This is a genomic window from Methanoregula sp., assembly GCF_052325125.1.
Taxonomy (GTDB): domain Archaea; phylum Halobacteriota; class Methanomicrobia; order Methanomicrobiales; family Methanospirillaceae; genus Methanoregula.
In genome coordinates, this window is the sequence record NZ_JBKQWO010000046.1 from 1 (window position 1) to 18,034 (window position 18,034).

The window sequence follows — 18,034 nt, forward strand, 5'->3', positions numbered from 1 at the left end:
TACTGGCTCAAGGTCTACCAGATCCCCGAGAGCTCCCGCATCGCGAAGGGCAAGCCGATCGTCAACCTCCTCAACTTAAAGGACGAGGTCGTTACGACCGTCATCCCGATCCGGGAGTTCCGGAAGGACCGTTATCTGTTGTTTGCAACCCAGCTCGGTCAGGTCATCAAGATCCCGCAGGACGAGTTCTCGTACCCTCGTTCGACCGGGACCAACGCGATCCGGCTGAAAGACAACGACAAGCTTGTCGATGTTATCACGACCGACAACACCAGAGAAGTCGTGCTTTCGACCCGGTTCGGGTACGGCCTCCGGTTCCACGAGGAATCCGTGAGGGTCGTCGGGCGTGGGGCCTCCGGTGTTATCGGCATGCGGCTGCGGGGTAACGATACTATTGTCGCGCTGACGCTCGTGGAGAAAGACCACCTCCTGACCATCTCCGATGCCGGGTTTGGCAAGAGAACCGAGTTCGACGACTTCCGCGGTCATGGCAGGGCAACGATGGGTGTCAAGAACATGCAGGTCGAACGGGATGTCGTGATACACTCGCGTGCGGTCTCGGATACCGATGAGATCTTTGTCATGACCGCATCGGGAGTCGTCATCCGGACATCGGTCAACTCTATCCGGATCACCGGCCGTGGCGCCAAGGGGGTCAAGATCATGCGCCTTGACGAAAACGATAAGGTTGTTGGTGTCGCGATTGTGAACCCGGAGTCTGACGTCGGGGTGGGTTCTGAACCCGAGCCTGACGTCCCGGCCGCACCGTAACTTCTCTTTTTTTCCTTCCCGGATTGCCCGATAAACTTCCCATTTAAGGATCCGTACCCGGGTGAGTGCCTGCTCACTGGACGATTGATGCGTCTCCCGTTTTCCATGAGTCATGCCCTAACCCCCTGTAAAAAATGGAACCGGTGCGACCATGGAAGTGCCGATGGCAACCTGCAAACTCCCAATCTTCGATTGGAGATCAATTATCAGTGTGAACCCGCTGAGGGGGAGGATCGCAAAAGAACTATCTGCATACAAGAGGAAACGGGGAATTGTGATGCCGATGTTCCGGAAGATTATTCACCTGTCAACCCGGCGCGAAGGAGAGATTATCGACCTGACACCCCGGGTAGTGGCAGCGGTCCGCGAGAGTACCGTCCGGGAGGGACAGGTCCATCTCTTCGTGCAGCATTCGACCGCTGCGCTTACCACGATCGAGTATGAGCCAGGGGCGCTCGCGGATCTCGTGCGGGCGCTCTCGGTGCTCGCGCCCGATGATGCCGAATATGCACACAATACGAAATGGGGGGACGGCAACGGGCGTTCGCATGTCAAAGCGGCACTCGTAGGCCCGTCCCTCACGGTCCCTGTCGCGGGTGGCGAACTATGCTGCGGGACATGGCAGCAGATCGTCCTTCTCGAACTGGATGCGAATGCGGGCCGGGAACGCTCGGTGATCTGTACCGTGACTGGTGAATAGTGCATTGATACGCCCTCCGGCAGAAGATCGCGTTTTCTGCACGACCCCTCACTGTTCGCGTTAAACCTCTCTTACCCGGATCTTCACGATGGTGCTCAGGGTAAAACAAACATACTCCTGAACTGTGGGAGCCGGAGATCGATAATCTCCGGCGTGCGGACAAACCCTCTTATCTTTATCCATGCAACCGTTGATCCATGAGCACGATCCTCCGGCGTCAGATCATCAGGAAATGCAACGGCATGGATATCCCGCTCGTGGGATTTGCCCCGGCAGATCGCTGGAACGATCCCCCCTTTGAACCGTGGGTGCCGGAGGCATTCCGGCCCGCATCCCTTTTTCCCGGGGCAAAAACCGTGATCGTGATCGGGTTTCCGGTCAGCCTGCCGATCGTAGATACTGCACCATCCATCTGGTACCATGAGCTTTACCGGACGGTCAATGCCCTCCTGGACTCCTGCGGTTATCGTATCGCCACGTTCCTTACTGAGAAGGGCTACCCTTCAGTCTGGGTGCCCCGTGACGGGTACGGGTCTATCGGTATTCTTAAGGAGAACCCGGTTGCGTTCTTCTCGCACCGGCATGCGGCGTACTGCGCCGGCCTCGGGAACTTCGGTCTCAACAATATGCTTCTCTCCCCGCAATACGGCCCACGGGTCAGGTTTGCCTCGATCCTGACTGCTGCCGAACTCCCCTCAGACCCGGTTCTCGGGGAACCTCTCTGCACTCAGTGCCGGCGGTGCGTCCGCGTCTGCCCGGTGCTCGCCATTCCTGAAGGGGGCTATCCGCAGGAATCTACCGACAAGCTTGCCTGCGCTACGCGTTCAGAGGAATTGCACCGGCGGTTTCTTTCCCCGTGCGGGTGCTGCATCAAGGTCTGCCCGGTCGGAAAAGACCGGAAGCAGTACGGCCGGGAAGATATGAGGATGTACGATGAAAAAAGCCCAGTCTCCGATCCGTACCGCCGCGCCTCCGATCATATCCGGTCCTATGGATCGCAGTGAACGTTTGGCATCCCCGGCAAAGGGTGGCAGTGTCTCCCGTCCTCAGGCGGTACCTGCCGGTTGTCCGGCCCGGATGGATTTGTACAGGAAGTACCCGACGACGCCGAAGGTAATAACGGGAGAGACAAAACCGGGGATCTCAAAGCCGAAACTATCGAGGATCATGATGATGCCGAGGCAGAAGATCGAGTACATCGCACCGTTCTTTAAGAACCGGTAGTTCCTGATCGAGTCCACGTTCTTCACCGTGATCTCCCGGACGATCAATGCCCCGATGCCGTTGCCGATAATGATAAGCGGGACTGCCATCGTAAAGGCAAAGGCACCCAGTACCCCGTCGACAGAGAACGTGGCGTCGATGATCTCGAGATAGAATATCTTGCTCACATCAGAAAGCTCGCCCGAGAGCATCTTTCTCTCCTGTTCCTCGGCATTCTGCCGGAAACCGTGGACGATGAAAAATGCAGTCGACCCTATTACCGCCCCGAATGCCATCATCGGATTTTTCCCGAGAGCCAGCCAGACGATGGCGGCAAGGAGGATCGAGACCACGGCAAAGAACCAGACGCCTTTTGTCGAGATGTAGCGTTCGCCCCGGATCCCGAACTCTTTCTTCTCCAGAAAAAGCCAGTGGAAGAAGAGGAAGACGAGAAATGTGCCTCCTCCGATTAAAAGGACAGGAGCGGACTTACTGATTGCTGCGAGAACGACCGGGTCGCCTGAGAATGTCGCGGTGAGCGCCCCGACCGGTCCAAGGGATGGCGCAGATATCCAGACTATCAGCCACGGCAGCACGCCCCGGATCGCAAAAACGGCAAACAGGAGGCCCCAGACAAGGAACCAGCGCCGGGCCTTCTCTGACATCGTCGAGAGGACTTCGGCATTGATAATGGCATTGTCAATGCTTGTTATGGTCTCGAACAGGCAGAGCCCGGCAATGATCAGGAGGATGGAGAGGATATCCATGGAACGGAATTATGTTGGTGCCGGACCGGTATTAAACTTGGCAAAACCGGCGCTTTGGGAAAATCCCGGCTCAATACAGGTTCATGGTAACCCCTTTTCAGGACCTGTATCCCCCGGGAGAGGTATCATGCGGCAGGGAAACGGGGTAATAATTGCCATAACTCTCAGGAACATTAAGAGAAAGAGGTTTTGAGTTTTTCTCCAGAATCGAAATATCAGTCATCGACGCACAATGGATCCCTGCGGTTCAGGAAAAAGAGCTGATACGGGAGGATCACCGTTGCCGTTTCCCGGGCGTGTTTACGTTGCTGCGTGACTCAGGGCTTTTCCGACAAGATCGAGGAGATCTGTATCGACGAATGGTTTGGTAATAACCCCCTCTGGTGCGACTTCCAGCATTCGCACAAGCAGGTTTTCCGAGGTATAGGCGGTGATAAAGATCAGGGGGACGGTAAAACGCTTCTGGATTTGCCGGGCAGTCTCAATGCCGTCGAGTGATCCTCCAAGTCCGATATCCATCAGGATGAGACCGGGAATCGGGAACAGTTCGAGCACCCGGAGTGCCATCTCTCCGGAGTAAGCCGGGTCGAGTACCCGGTATCCCGCCTTTTCCAGTATTTCGGTTAGATGGAGGGCGATCAGCCCCTCATCTTCTACGATCTGAATTATTTCCCCGGTCACGTTTAATCCCCGGTGTTTTTTAAACGGAAGATAAACACAATACCTCTATTCCGCCCGGCCATTGGACTGATCCAGATGTTCAACGCCGGGATGCCGCAAGGATTGGGCTTTTCTCAATCTCAATCAACAATCACGCGCTCCTTTCCCCTTGCCAAGAGAGTTATTCAATCATCTCTTTTCAGGCAAACCGCTGATGAATCGTCCATGCCGAAACATGTCACGGATGCCCTGGTTGGTGCATTTCGTCCGGCCTTTGTAACAAGCAGCCTTACTCGCATCCGGAAAGGATCAGGTATGTCAGGCTTTGGCAGATGCCTGTCGTGGGACAGAGGGAATGGGCAGATAATGGCTGCCCTGCTCCCCCCTTTGCGGATATCGCTATTTAAACTCGTGCGTGAGGGCCGGATTAACGTTGCATCCGTTCGGGCAGCTGAACTCGGTGTTGTAGTAGATTTCACCAACGATCGGCTTCACTGAAGAATAAAAGGTGTTTCCGCAGATTTTACACTTTAGTTCTCCGGTATACGGGTTGATGAGCAAGGTAGTTCTGTGAGACATGGTTTTTCTCATTACCTCCTGTTTGTCCGCCGGTCTTTAATGCAGTTTCATCCTGTGGGAAACATTCCGATTTTGTGTAGTGAAGTTTCCCGGATTATTCCAGAAGATACAATCTTCACCGGTTATGAGTGAAATAAAAAGGGAAACGATATATTACAACCTCTTCAAAATTTTTAACAAAGTTATAATCCCTTTAATACCAGAACCGGATTTGGCCAATTTATTGGATTTTTGATTGCGAGCAGTCAAAGACGGGTTAAAACAGGAAATCAGATATCTTTAGAAAATTGTTCACGCATTCATGTGTCTTGGCCCACGAGACATCATCTTTTATTCATCTTTTCGGATAAATCAAGCGGCAAAGTTTAACCTAAAAAACCGGAAAAGAATTGACGGATAAAAAGTTTCAAAGTATCGTTGGAGTTTTATCATTTTTTCTTGTCCGTATTCACCTTATTTTAAAATCGGCTCCGGTAAAATCATTTCCCCCCCAATCGTAGTATTTGCGGTTGATTTCCAGGAAAGGCAGTACTATACGGGCCCCGGATTTGAGGATTAACAGGAGCCAAAAATTCCATGATTTTTGAGCTGGAGGATCGTTGCTAAGTTTTGGATCGAAGAAAAATGGGTGCCATTTAAAACATATTGTCGATATGAAGGAGACAATGGGGTAGTTTTAGTGAGATAACTGAAACATGAAACAAAGATAAATGGAAAGAGAGGAATTTTTGCGATTCATCGAAAACCGAAAAAAAGATGGCAGAACTAAATTTTCGGTCTCAATCAGGGCCCTTGAACCAGAATAATTAACTCATCACCTGATAATTTTTGGGATAATCGGATATGCCGCAAAGCAAACCGATAATACCTGCCCAATCCTTATTTTTTAGCAAATTGTAGCTACCGATTTTTGACAGAGACTTCTGCAATAGGCTGCCTGCCGGCAACCTGACAGAACCTTCTGCCACAATATATAAATATTGTAAACCGTGAAGTGCAGTTATTCATGCTCCCTATGGGGGGAAGGAGATGTGACATTCATGGAAAAAATCTACCCTTATGCCAAAGGTGACGGGACTGTGCAGTGGGTCTCCACCGACTGGCTGTCCGGCCATCTGAATGATAAAAATCTGATGATCCTCGATTGCCAGCCTAACATCCACGAGTACATCCAGGACCACATTCCCGGATCTGTGTACTGGCACGAGGGATTATTTCGCATTCATGAGGGGAGTATCCCTACGCGATGGATACCTCCTGAAGCTGCCCGGATTCTTTTCGGCACACTCGGGCTCGAACCTGACAAACCCATTGTAGTTTATTCGAGCAGCGGTCCACTCAGTTCGTGTGGCACGTTTATCGGAGACGGGCTGGAGCAGACGATGGTTGCCTATACCCTCGTCCGGTACGGTCACAGGAAGGTGTACGTCCTGGATGGCGGTTTTGAGAAATGGAAAGACGAAAAAAGGCCGCTGACCCGCGAATATGGCATGACAAGACCGTCCGCATTCCCGGTCCAGCTGAAAAAGGACTTCTTTATCGGGTATGATGAATTCAAAAAGGTCAAGGATGATCCTGGCGTGATCCTTCTCGATGCCCGCCCACCGGCGTTTTACGAGGGGCAGGGCCCATGGCTGAAACCCGGGCATATCCCGGGTGCGGTAAATCTTCCGTGGAAGAGCCTGATGGATGACAAGAACAGGAAACTTTTAAAACCGGATGACCAGATCCAGGCAATGATCGCGGCAGCAGGTGTTACTCCGGAAAAGACCATCATCTGCTCCTGCGGTACCGGTCGCGAAGCGACAAACGAATTTATTCTCTTCAGGTGGTACCTCGGATACCCCAACGTCCGAATCTTCGAGGGTTCGTTCACGGAGTGGGTGGCCCATAAGGACAACCCTGTGGTGACAGGAAAGAATCCCCGGTGATTTTTTACGAAGGGATAGTATCGGGGCAGCTCACCCGGACTGCCCCCGATACCATCGCATGATGGTACAATAACAGATATTCTATCCCGCGCGTGAAATAAAGCGGCTTCCCTTTGAACACCGTCATATTTTGTCAGAACAAATTTATTTTAAAAATCTCCCTTTTTAGAGCTGTGTTCGGGTCAGCATCTGGTTTTGAACATGGGAACCGGGGTAAAATAGTGGATATCGACCGTAAACGCCAAAAAACAACAGCACCGTTTCCCTGTAGCTGGTGCACGTTGCGCATCTTTTTGGTTTTTCCGAAATCCCGTTTGTCTCCCGCACGGACGGGCTGGCCGGCACCGGTGCTATTAAAATGGCGGACGGCACACTCCGGAGTACGAAAAGGGCCGGTTACGCATGGTCTTTGACTGCCAGCAATGCGGGGAGTGCTGCAGCCATCTTGGGCTGGTACACAGCATCACTGAAGATCGGGGGAATTACGAGTTCGTGGTCTTCAACCGGTACACGAACGAGTCGAATGTCGTGACCGTGGATGCTGAAAAGCACGCGCTCTTTGACGATAAGAGCATCTTTACCAGCCTCCCCGAGGCCTGCCCGTTCTTCCGTCACCAGCCGGGTTCGGAAAAAGCGTTCTGCACGGTGCACCTGACCCGGCCCGATATCTGCCGGGACTACAGCTGCTGGCGGATGCTGATTGTCAACCGCTTGGGCCGGCGGGTGGGCCGGATCATGTTCTCGCGATACCTCTGCTCGGAGGATCCGATGGTGCTTCGGATTTTTGCAGAGTGCATCGACCCGGTAAAGGAGCCGGACGACGACCGGTGGGACGAGTTGGTGATCCGGGTGTTTACGAAAAGTGGATATGTGGTGAGGAAGTGAGGGGGTGCTTCCCACTATTTTGGACTGGGACCTCCTCGTGCTTTTTTCGTAATTCCCGCATGATATGTACCGGTTTTTGTGAAAAATGTCGCTCTGTTGAATCAGCAGTTAAGACCCGGTTCCGGAAACCGGTATAAATCACCGGATGCTTTTCATGGAAACCTTTTTAGTCGATGAAGAATACGGATCCGGCATCTGGTCTGTATTGTGTTCTAAAAACATCTATTGGTATATGGAGTAAATCAATGACTGAAAAACGCGAGATCCTTCATGAGCTCGGTGAAGAGGAACTGCTCCTTCCTGCCCTCGTCAATGCTGCGCTGAGGGCAAACGACAGGATCAAATATTTTTTTACCCTCCTCCAGGCTGCAAGGAGCCATGCAGATAACCCGGGCCAAAGCCATTCGAATCTCAGGGCAGAGCGTGAGTCAGTCGGGATTACCGATCCCGATTTCGACACGGTTGTCGGGGGGGCGACGAGAGCCGGACAAACGGGGTATGCAATCCCGCTCGCCGCCTCTGTCTTTAAGGAGATATCAACTGCCGTAGAAGAGATGATCGCCCCCCTTGCCTCACAGGATCCCGCCGGCGCAAAAACGTTTGAAGACCGTTTCGCCCGTCTTCGCACCTCCCTGGCCTCATCCGGGGAAGAACCAGTCCCCGGCAGTCTCATCAACGCCATCACGATCGCGGACCGGGGAGATGGTACCGACAGTCTCCACCAGCTGGTAATGGACCTCCACAAAGCCATCAACGCCCTGCAGGCACAGCTCGCAAACGAGGATATCGATGGTGCACTCGGGTACCTCCTCACCGACCCCGACCGCGGGATGGTGCGTGCCTTCATGGCCGGGATCAACCGCACGGCCCCCCTCAAATTCGGTCACTTGGGCCTTGCAACAATCGCAACCCGGAGCGGGGACAAACTGGTCATCCAGAACGATATCGGTCTTACCGATGCGCACGTGCTCGTGGTGACAGTGAAAGATCAGACGATTACCATTACGTATACGGATATTCACCTCCCGCGGCTCCATTTCTTCCAGAGCCTCTTTTCATCGTTCCCGGTACAATGGAGCGATACAATCTCCCGTACACCCGAAAAAAAATTCGAGACCCCGGTATACCATCTCTCTGTCGGAACCTTTGCTGCCCGCGATGAAACGGATGCCCGGGATTTCCTTACTCATGCCGGCTCAAGGATCGTTTTTCTGATCGACTGGAACCGGGCAAGGAAAAAGCTGCGTAATTTTGTGCCAAACGCAGATGCAATCGATATCCTCTCCCGCGCAGCAGATGAGGAGACCGGGCATATGGCCTTTTTAGAGCTCGGGGGTGAACGGCTGATCTACGAGGCGCTGGAACTCGCATCGAGTATCCCACTGCGGTATGGCGAGCCGCTGCATGAAATTCTCGGGAGGGAGCAGACAATGGAATATCTCCAGTTTGTTATCAGGACTGCATCGAAAGGGCTTCTGGCAGGTACGTCCCGCTTCCTCCTCACAAACGAGATCCGCGCCGAGCTGCTCCGGTATTTCCGGACTGCGCACGAAGGGATGATGGACCTTTGCGAGGAACATGCCTCATATACCATCGAGATCGCGTCAATCGTTCTTGAATCATTATGGATCGCCTCAGACCAGCACGATTCCACGGCAGTCTCCCGCAACGCATCCCGGAGCAAGGAATGGGAGCATAAAGCAGACGATCTTGTGAACCGGATGAGGAATATCTCCCAGAGGATCCAGAACCCTGAATTCTTTATTGACCTTATCGCAACCGCAGATGACATTGCCGATTATCTCGAAGAGTCCGGTTTCTTTATTACGCTGATACCCGATCACAGCGACTCGAAAGATATTTTCTTTGAGCTAAGGAACCTCTCGGAGCTGGTCCTGAAGGGATGCCGGGGGTACCTGAAGATCCTGATCGCTTTCCAGGAATTCCACCGCACAAGCGAACGCGAGGACTTAAAAGACCTGCTGACTGCCGTTGATGAGGTCTTTTCTGTCGAACGTCTCAGCGATGAATCCTTGAGAAGGACGGAAAGGGTGATCTTTGAGCAGTGTGCCGATTTTAAGGAGTTCCAGTTGTACCTGGAGATTGCACGGACACTGGAGGAGGCCACCAATACCCTGTTGAAAGTCGCCTTCCACGTCCGGGACAACATGATTGAAAGCATGAACCGTTAGGAGGGACTCGCAAATGCCAGATAAACCACCCCGGATTGTATTTTTCGGACCTGATATCAAGACAGAGGCGGCATCGGATGATTTCGGGAATAAGGCATCGGTGCTTACACGGATGTCGGCCCTGGGCATTCCGGTCCCGCCGGGATTTGCCCTCTCGGTAGATATATGCGAGGAATATTTCCAGAACGATCAGGTTCTTCCCGATGACGTTCCTGAGTTGCTCCGCCAGGGACTTGCATTTATCGAACGCTCCACCGGGTCACGGTACGGCGCAGACCGCAGGCCCCTCCTTGTCTCGGCCCGATCCGGTGCACCGGTGAGTATGCCCGGGGCCATGGAGACTATTCTCAATATCGGGCTCAACCGGAAGACGCTGCGGGGACTGGTCGCACAGACCGGGAACCCGAAATTTGCCTGGGACTCATACCGGAGGTTCCTTGAAAATTTCGGGACCGTGGTCTTCTCCCATGATCCGGAGTTATACCGGAAAATTGAACGCAGTGCCATGAAAAATGAGCAGGTACCGGATGATGCGGGTCTCGATTTTGCCGCCCTGAGAACCATCGCCGAGCAGTATGAACAATTGTACCCGCGGACCAACGGGAAGCGATTGCCGGATGATGTTTTTTCACAGCTTGAACTCGCGGCAACTGCAATCCTCGAGTCGTGGAACAATCCACGTGCGAAGATGTTCAGGAAGATGAATCTCATTTCAGGTGCACGCGGCACCGGCGTGACCGTACAGGCGATGGTCTTTGGGAACCTGGGTTCTCTCTCCGGGGCGGGTGTTGCATTCTCCCGGAACCCATGGACCGGGGCAAACGAACTTCTGGTCGATTTCAAGTTCGGTGCGCAGGGCGAAGATATCGTATCAGGACTCATGGGTGTCGTATCGCAAGAGGAATTCGCCGCCCGGATCCCTCTTGCTGCGCGTGAACTGTCTGATGCGGCAAAGAGGCTTGAATCCCTGTACCATGATATGCAGGATATCGAATTCACGGTCCAGGAGGGGAAACTGTTCATCCTCCAGGGCAGGTCCGGGAAGAGGGCCCCTCTCGCTGCCCTGAAGATTGCCGTTGATCTTGTGCAAGAAAAAAAGATAACGCAGGACGAAGCACTCGGCCGGCTCCGGGATATCGATACGGGAGCCATTACCGTCCAGACTGTTATGACCTCTGAACTTCCGCTGGCCACAGGGATTTCCGCCTCCATGGGTGTCGCATCCGGAAAAGTAGCACTCACCACGGAACATGCAATTGAATTTGCCAAAAATTCACCGGTCATCCTGGTCCGGGAAACCGCAACCCCGGATGATATCCAGGGTATCGGGGCCTCAGGGGGTATCCTCACCGTAAGAGGGGCGAGAACCTCCCATGCAGCCGTCGTCGCACGACAGATGGGCAAGGTATGTATCGTCAGCTGCGGGGAACTGAAGATCGATCCTGCCCGGCGGGCATGCATATTCCCTGGTCGCGAACTTTTTGAGGGTGATTACATCACTCTCGATGGCCGGAGCGGGAAGATATATGCAGGGATCGTCCCCGTGGTGGTGGAGAATCCCACGGAACTTATCGAACACCTGCGCCAGTGGAGTTCTGATAAACTGACATTTGACCAATAAGTCCGGGTGCCAGTGATACCCTGCGAGGTGCTGTTATAGCCAGGATCGTTGATCGGCATTTTACCGTTTTGAAATTTTCAGACCAAACGCAACCGGATCGAGTATTTGGTTTGATACGCTGAGAGGGATTTTCAATAAGAGAATTAATATGAAGAACAGATATTGACATTATGGAAGGGTGTGGTTCTCTATGGATCTTTTCGTTCTCCGGCACGGCAAGGCGGGACAGTCTTATGAGGGTCCCGATGATAGTACCCGGGCGCTTACGGCCGGGGGCAAAAACGAGATACGAAGAGTGGCACGGTGGATGCGGTCGAAAAAAATCCGGTTCGATGTCATTGCCACGAGCCCGCTGACTCGTGCCTGTCAGACTGCGGAAATTGTTGCCCGATCGCTTGGCGAGAAAGACCGGCTCGAAATCTGGGAAGAACTTTCGCCCGGTGGCGATCCGGATACGATTTGCTATCACGCTGCACAGTACGGCGGTGATGCTGCAGTCCTTATCATCGGGCACGAGCCGGCATTATCCATGCTGATCGGCCGGATCATTAGCGGTGGGGATTCTGCATCTCTTGTTCTTGCCAAAGGTGGTCTTGCAAAAATCCGGAATTATTCCTTTAACAAACGGCCGTCCGGAGATCTCCAGTGGCTGCTCACCCCGAAACAGATGATGGGGATGGACTAGATAGGATCGTTGTCCTATCTGTAAGGCCTCCGAAAAACGCCCGCAAAACCGTCCGATTCCCTCTTCAGAAATTCAGGGGCCAAATAATCCTCTATTCGTCAAAATGACCCCAAATTGAGCCCCATATAATGCCTTTTACAGCCCCGTATTCGCGTTCTGGCGGCCTCTTTTTTCCGGATCGTGCAATTGTCAATTTGACCTGCGATCGGCCGAAAAAGGGCCGTTATCGAGTCCGTTTTAATTCGTCCGTTTCCAAAAAGAAGCCCAATTTGAGGACTTTCTTAAACGGAGCCCGATACGGGCTTCTTTTGGGTGGGGCCCGGGGTAATCCGGGCTCAAATTGAGCCCGGATTGGGGGTCATGGGGGTAATGTGAAATGGGACAGGTTTAAGCATCTTCCCGTGCGGTCCGGGCTGATGATCCCATTACCCTTCATCAGTCAGAATTCTCCTCATCCCCAAACACCGGCACGTCGCGGAACGCAACACCGTCAAAGAGCCCGCGATCCGTGATCCGCAGCGCCGGGATCACGGTGAGTGCCAAAAACGAAAGGTACATGAACGGTTCTGCGATGCCCCCCATTTTTCCGGTCGCTTCCCGCAGGGCATCCAGTCGTGCGACAACTTCGCGGGCGGGAAGCGTGGACATGAGCCCCGCACAATCCAGCGGGAGCACGATCACTTCCGGCCCGTTTACTGCCGCCATCCCTCCCTGCGCCCGGATCACCGCATCGATGGCGGCAAGGATCTCTGCATCCTCCGCACCGGTAGCGATAATGTTATGTGCATCGTGGGAGATGCTTGCAGCAATCGCACCACCTTTAAACCCAAAGCCGTGCACGATCCCGGCACCGATCCGGCGTTTGCCGTACCGGTTGCAGACAACGACCTTGAGGAGGTCCCGTTCACGGTCGGGAAGTGCGGCCGCGTCCAGGGTAAAGTGAAGCGAGTCGGTGATGATCTGGCCGGGCACAAGCCCGATGACCCGCGCCGGGCCGTTCCCGTCCAGCCGGATCTGGTCCCGGGTTGGCGTGGTGCATCGGATCGTTAAAGGAAAGGAAACCGTGGCAGCCGGGGCGGGATAGGCAGCCGCCGGTTTTCCGCAACGAAGCGTCTCTTTAACCGTAAACGAGACGGGGTCATCGATAATGCAGAGATCCGCCCGCCGGCCCGGTGCGAGCGCCCCGCGATCAGAAAGCCCGAAACGTTCAGCGGCCGAAAGTGTCGCCATCCGGATCGCAAGTTCCGGTTCAAGCCCGCAATTCACGGCAGTCCGGATACACCGGTCAATGTGTCCTTCCCGGGCGAGCAGATCGGCATGGCAGTCGTCGGTCGAAAAACTGCACCGGGACACATTTTCCGGTGTGACCATAGGGATGAGCGCCGCGATGTTCTTCTCAGTCGATCCCTCCCGGATAAAAATATACATTCCGCGCCGGAGTTTTTCTTCTGCCTCTGCCCGCGTCGTGCATTCGTGGTCGCTCTGGAGCCCGGCAAGGATATACGCGTTCAGGTCCATCCCGGAAAGGAGTGGTGCATGGCCGTCGCGGATATGCGAGAGCGCAAGTTTTCGCAGGATTGCCGGGGTTCCCGCGAGCACCCCCGGGACATTCATCATCTCGCCCAGACCGATGATACCTTCGCACCCTGCAAATGCGGCAAGCGCTTCAGCATCGAGTGACGCACCGCCAATGTCCAAGGGAGTTGCCGGGACGCAGGATGGCAGCATGTACAGGATGTCCACCGGGGCGTTGGTACGGCCGGCAAGCATGTATTCGATCCCCCTTATACCGGCGACATTTGCAATCTCGTGGGGATCGGCAATCACGGTTGTTGTCCCGTGGGATGCGACAAGCCGGGCATATTCCGGCGGGACAAGCAGCGAACTTTCGATATGGACGTGGGCGTCGATCAGGCCCGGGACCAGGTGCGCCCCGCGAAGATCCCGCTCGCGTATGCCACGGTACGAGCGGCCGATACCGATAATAATACCGGATTTTATTGCGAGATCGCTCTTCTCCCATGTACAGGAAAAAGCATCGAAGATCTCTGCATTCCGGAACACAACGTCCGCCGGCTCCATGCCGCGTGCTGCCGGGATCAGGTCGGCATATGACAGCGTCATTGACGTCACACAGCAATATCGCGGATTACGGCGGCCTCGCGCTGTCCGTCAGTCGTAAGGTACACATAGATTTTGTACCTGCCCGGATCGAGGTGCAACGGAATCTCAACAGTGTTCTCTGTGCCGGTAAGTGTGGTGGTGATCCCGGTGGTGAGAAGTTCGTGCTGCCCGAATTCATCCAGTTCGTAGACCCGTACCTGGACCCCGGTATCGACCGGAGTTCCGGAACCCGCGATCGTAACGGAAAGATTGCCGGTGCTGTACGAGACGTTCCCGACTGAAAGAGTAGCACAGCCTGCTGCTGCGAGGAGCAGGACCAGCAAAAAAATAATAAGCAGGCATGAACGTCCGGTCATACTTCTGTTGTCAGACTGCATCCATAAAAACCTATACCATTGAAATGCCGTTTCCCTGTTTGTCCTGGATAACCCGGACTGTCCTTTCGGTCAGGAATCGGTCTACCGGTACGGGAATCTGGTTTTTGGTTCAAAAGAAAATTTTTTGTGCTCTGTAGAAATCCAGTTTTGAGAAATAATCGCCCCCCTTACGCCAGCCCTGCCCGCATGGGGGGCGGGGGCGTATGCGATGTTTCCGTAGTACCTGTGTCGGGATGCGGATATGAGTACAGGTAATACAACACTATCGCGAAGCGGGGGATGCCCACGCGGCGGGGGCGAAGGTGTGCCGGAGACCTAAAAGAGCGTTCGTACAATTCTCTTCCAGGATTTCAAAAGAAAATTTTTTGTATATCAGGAAAAGCCTTCCGGATAGCAGTCAACGGCACATCTATTCTTCCTGCGTCATCGGTGATTTTTTGTATATTGAACCGATCGGAATTTTTATTGCATTTATTCAAAACCACACCCTCCTCCCCTCCGAAGCGTGCGCCCGGGACAACCAGTACAGTACCTGTTGGAAAACACGCAAAAAAAATCCTTATTGCAGAAGATAAAACAATAAATCCGAAATTTATCCGTGCTTACGGAAAAGCAAACCTAATAAAGGAACACTTCATAGAATTCAGTAAGGTGATATTATTACAACCATCACATTCTCCCACCATAAAGGCGGAACCGGTAAGACCACATCCTGCCTGAATATTGCCGGATTCTGCGTTCTGGCGGGAAAAAAAGTGCTGGTCGTTGACTGCGATCCCCAGGCCAACGCAACGGCCGGCCTGGGTATCAGCCCGGAATCAGCCCAGAAAAACATGTATGACGTATTCATGAGCCGGGTGGATGGCTTTCCCCAGGTAAAAATGGCCGAAATCGTCATGTCAACGGAATCCGGGATCGATCTTGCCCCGGCGAGCCTGGACCTTGTCGGGGCAGAACCCTATCTGTACGGGATTGCTTCGCGGGCGGAAGTGCTGCGCGATGCGCTGTTACCCCTCCGGCAGACGTACGATTTTATCCTCATCGACACGCCCCCGAGCATGGGGCAGTTCGTGATCAACGGGCTTTTTGCCGCAGATCATATTATTATCACGCTCGATTCCGGGTCGTTTGCCCTCAACGGAGTGGGGCCGCTCTTTACTATTTTTGAGGATATGAAACAGGATCTGGGAAAAGCGCTCCGCGTGGATATGGCGATCATCTCGCGCTGGGGCGAGGGCGGGGAGATGGAATGCCCGGTACCGGACGAAAACAGGAAGAGCGATCTGGTGAGCTGGCTCAGGTCGTTCCTTGTCCCGCCGCATGTCCCTACCGCAGAAGAAAAGAAGGCAGAAGAAGAGCATGAAAAGGAGCATGAACGCCTTGCAGGTATGCTTGCCGAGATTGGGAAAAAGTTTCCCGAAGTACATACGGTGCCCTATTCTCCTGAGATTTATGAAGCCCAGAAAAGGGGCATGCCGATCTCGCATGTCGCTCCGGAGAGCAGCGCCGGGCGCGTATATAAGACAATTGCAGAAGAAGTGATGAAATGGACGTAACAGGTATTGAACAGATTATAAAAAAAGCTGCAGACGGCGATCTGACCGTCCGCTTCGATGAGAGTCGTGCAGATACTGAAATCCGTCCGCTGGTACAGCAGGTTAACCGGCTCATTGCAAGGGCCGCAGATACGGCCGAGAAAAAGCACCGTGCGGATACGATGATCAAGTACAACCCGCTTGCCATCGCCATCCTTAAAAAAGACCGTGCGATCGTCAATATCAACAAAAAATACGAATCGCTCTGGCGTGGAACCCGCGAGGAGCTGATGCGGAAGCGGCTGTACGATTTTGATATCACCGTTCTCTCCGGTGAGCACATCTATGCCTGCTTTGAGACAAAAAAACTCGCGGTGAGTGCATGCCTGGTGAAATGGCCTGACGGCACCCAGAAGTATCTCACCCTGCAGGCGATGCCGATGCTGGATACGGCCGGTGAGGTTGACGGGGCCTTCTATTTCTGGGTGGATACGACAGACCTTCATGATAAAATAGCAGAAGCTGAAAAAGTAAAACTGCGGGCGGATCGTATCATCGAGGAAAACCCGTATGCATTGTTCACCATCGATACCAGCCTGGCCCTGCGATCCGCAAATGGCGCATTCCTGAAACTGACCGGGTATTCCCGCGACGAAGTCGCACGTCTCTCGATGAAGGATTTCCGGTATAAAAAGAATAAAGGTGCCAGTGTCGAAGCGACGATCACCTCAAAGCAGCGCGGGCATGGCGAATCGGTGATCGAGTTCCCCTCAGGTACGCTCACGCTGGACTGGTATTATATCCCGCTTCTCGATGAAACCGGTGCAGTCGAGAGCCTGCTCGTCGTATACAACGATATCACCGAACGGCGCCGTCAGGAGCAGGAAATTAAAACTCTCATGGAGGACTCCCAGAAGAAAGCGCAGGCACTTTCCGAGAGTGCCGGTGTGCTCGAGATCGGGCTTTCCCGTTTGGCTGAGGGGGACCTCACCTTCACCGCGGATATTGTGGAAAACGATCCGCTCGTAATCTTAAAGAAAAACTACAACAAGGCAACACTCTCGATAAAATCCGTAATCGAGGAGATCTCCACAGCAGCACGCCAGCTTGATCTCACCACTGCCGAAACTGGCAGGAGCACGCAGGAAATCTCCAAATCCACCGAGCAGGTGGCGATCTCAACACAGGAATCTGCGGAAGGAGCGAAAAAACAGCTTGCAGAGATCGAAAAAGTCAGCAGTGAAGTTTCGGATCTCTCCGCATCTGTCGAGGAGATCGCGAGCACCACTCACGATCTCATGGTCCATGCCCAGAAAGCGGCAAGCGAGGGTAACCAGGCCGCAGACCTCGGCAAGATCGCGACAGCAAAGATGAAGACCGTGGAGAAGATCTCGGGAGAGAGTGTCGCTGAGATTACCGCATTAAACGAGCGCATGAAAGAGATCTCAAATATTGTCAAGCTGATCGCCGACATCTCCAGCCAGACCAACCTGCTCGCCTTAAACGCGGCGATCGAGGCGGCGCGGGCAGGAGAGCACGGGCGCGGGTTTGCCGTTGTCGCAGGCGAAGTGCGCAGCCTTGCCGGAGAATCAAAGAGCGCCACCAACAATATCGAGGCCCTGATTAGCTCTATCCAGAACAACAGCGACAAGACCGCAGCGGCTATCAGGAATTCCTACCAGGAGATCCAGACCGGCATCGAAAGCGTGAACCAGACTATCGATGTGCTCAACCGGATCATCGCCGAGGCAAACGTCGTCGCCCAGGGTGTAACCGAGATCACGAAGGCAACCGAGGCGCAGGCCGAAGCTACAAACCGGGTGATGCAGGGTATGGACCAGACCAACACTCTCTCCCGGGAAACCCGGCAGCGCATGGAAGACATGGCAGCGCTTGCCGAGGAGACGAGCGCATCGACTGAGGAAATCGCAAGTGCTTCAGCGGAGCTCTCGCATATGGCAGAACGATTAAAGGCCGCTACAGAAAAGTTCAGAGTGAGGTGAG

At 53.8% G+C, this 18,034-nt stretch carries 15 protein-coding genes; 11 read left to right on the forward strand and 4 right to left on the reverse strand.

Annotation, left to right across the window (positions count from 1 at the left end):
- From ACLQMU_RS10130 to ACLQMU_RS10140, 3 genes are all read left to right on the forward strand, one after another.
- Positions 1–771, forward strand: a 771-nt coding sequence (locus ACLQMU_RS10130; RefSeq protein ID WP_443673691.1) for a DNA gyrase C-terminal beta-propeller domain-containing protein, incomplete at its 5' end; no start/stop codon positions are given.
- A 283-nt stretch (positions 772–1,054) separates the two neighbouring features.
- Positions 1,055–1,471 carry a secondary thiamine-phosphate synthase enzyme YjbQ gene (locus ACLQMU_RS10135; protein WP_422149749.1) on the forward strand — a complete coding sequence of 139 codons (417 nt, stop codon included), beginning with the start codon at positions 1,055–1,057 and terminating at the stop codon, positions 1,469–1,471.
- Positions 1,472–1,668: 197 nt separating this feature from the next.
- Entirely contained in the window at positions 1,669–2,475 is an 807-nt protein-coding gene (locus tag ACLQMU_RS10140; RefSeq protein WP_424039670.1) for a 4Fe-4S binding protein, read from the forward strand.
- Between the two features lie 42 nt (positions 2,476–2,517).
- On the opposite strand, the gene ACLQMU_RS10145 is transcribed toward ACLQMU_RS10140, so the two are convergent.
- Positions 2,518–3,441, reverse strand: coding sequence for a DUF475 domain-containing protein (locus tag ACLQMU_RS10145; protein WP_422148592.1), 924 nt, complete (start codon positions 3,439–3,441; stop codon positions 2,518–2,520).
- On the opposite strand from ACLQMU_RS10145, the gene ACLQMU_RS10150 reads away from it, so the two are divergent.
- A complete protein-coding gene (locus tag ACLQMU_RS10150; RefSeq protein WP_422148593.1) occupies positions 3,440–3,634 on the forward strand; it encodes a hypothetical protein in 195 nt (64 codons plus the stop codon). The genes ACLQMU_RS10145 and ACLQMU_RS10150 overlap by 2 nt on opposite strands.
- A gap of 107 nt (positions 3,635–3,741) precedes the next feature.
- On the opposite strand, the gene ACLQMU_RS10155 is transcribed toward ACLQMU_RS10150, so the two are convergent.
- Positions 3,742–4,122 (reverse strand): response regulator, encoded by a 381-nt coding sequence (locus ACLQMU_RS10155; protein ID WP_424039672.1) that lies wholly within the window; start codon positions 4,120–4,122, stop codon positions 3,742–3,744.
- Positions 4,123–5,720: 1,598 nt separating this feature from the next.
- Between ACLQMU_RS10155 and ACLQMU_RS10160 the strand changes: the two genes are divergently transcribed.
- The 5 genes from ACLQMU_RS10160 to sixA all read left to right on the forward strand — a co-directional run bounded on the left by ACLQMU_RS10160 (position 5,721) and on the right by sixA (position 11,994).
- Positions 5,721–6,611, forward strand: a complete 891-nt coding sequence (locus ACLQMU_RS10160; RefSeq protein WP_422148595.1) for a sulfurtransferase — start codon at positions 5,721–5,723, stop codon at positions 6,609–6,611.
- A gap of 402 nt (positions 6,612–7,013) precedes the next feature.
- A complete protein-coding gene (locus ACLQMU_RS10165; protein WP_422148596.1) occupies positions 7,014–7,496 on the forward strand; it encodes a YkgJ family cysteine cluster protein in 483 nt (160 codons plus the stop codon).
- A 245-nt stretch (positions 7,497–7,741) separates the two neighbouring features.
- On the forward strand, positions 7,742–9,688 hold the full coding sequence (locus tag ACLQMU_RS10170) for a DUF47 domain-containing protein (protein ID WP_424039674.1): 1,947 nt from the start codon (positions 7,742–7,744) through the stop codon (positions 9,686–9,688).
- A gap of 13 nt (positions 9,689–9,701) precedes the next feature.
- The gene (locus ACLQMU_RS10175; RefSeq protein WP_424039676.1) at positions 9,702–11,309 is read left to right on the forward strand and encodes a PEP/pyruvate-binding domain-containing protein; all 1,608 of its coding nucleotides are present in this window, start codon (positions 9,702–9,704) and stop codon (positions 11,307–11,309) included.
- A 190-nt stretch (positions 11,310–11,499) separates the two neighbouring features.
- On the forward strand, positions 11,500–11,994 hold the full coding sequence (gene sixA, locus ACLQMU_RS10180) for a phosphohistidine phosphatase SixA (RefSeq protein WP_422148599.1): 495 nt from the start codon (positions 11,500–11,502) through the stop codon (positions 11,992–11,994).
- A 435-nt stretch (positions 11,995–12,429) separates the two neighbouring features.
- Here the strand turns inward: sixA and ade are convergent, their stop codons facing one another.
- Positions 12,430–14,118 carry an adenine deaminase gene (gene ade / locus ACLQMU_RS10185; RefSeq protein ID WP_422148600.1) on the reverse strand — a complete coding sequence of 563 codons (1,689 nt, stop codon included), beginning with the start codon at positions 14,116–14,118 and terminating at the stop codon, positions 12,430–12,432.
- A gap of 5 nt (positions 14,119–14,123) precedes the next feature.
- Complete coding sequence (locus tag ACLQMU_RS10190) at positions 14,124–14,474, reverse strand: hypothetical protein (RefSeq protein ID WP_424039678.1); 351 nt, start codon at positions 14,472–14,474, stop codon at positions 14,124–14,126.
- 689 nt (positions 14,475–15,163) lie between these two features.
- Here ACLQMU_RS10190 and ACLQMU_RS10195 point away from each other — a divergent pair.
- Positions 15,164–16,051, forward strand: a complete 888-nt coding sequence (locus tag ACLQMU_RS10195) for a ParA family protein (RefSeq protein ID WP_422148627.1) — start codon at positions 15,164–15,166, stop codon at positions 16,049–16,051.
- Positions 16,042–18,033: a methyl-accepting chemotaxis protein gene (locus ACLQMU_RS10200; protein ID WP_422148602.1), complete on the forward strand. Its 1,992-nt coding sequence runs from the start codon at positions 16,042–16,044 to the stop codon at positions 18,031–18,033. Before ACLQMU_RS10195 ends, ACLQMU_RS10200 begins: the two co-directional genes overlap by 10 nt.
- Position 18,034 lies beyond the last annotated feature (1 nt).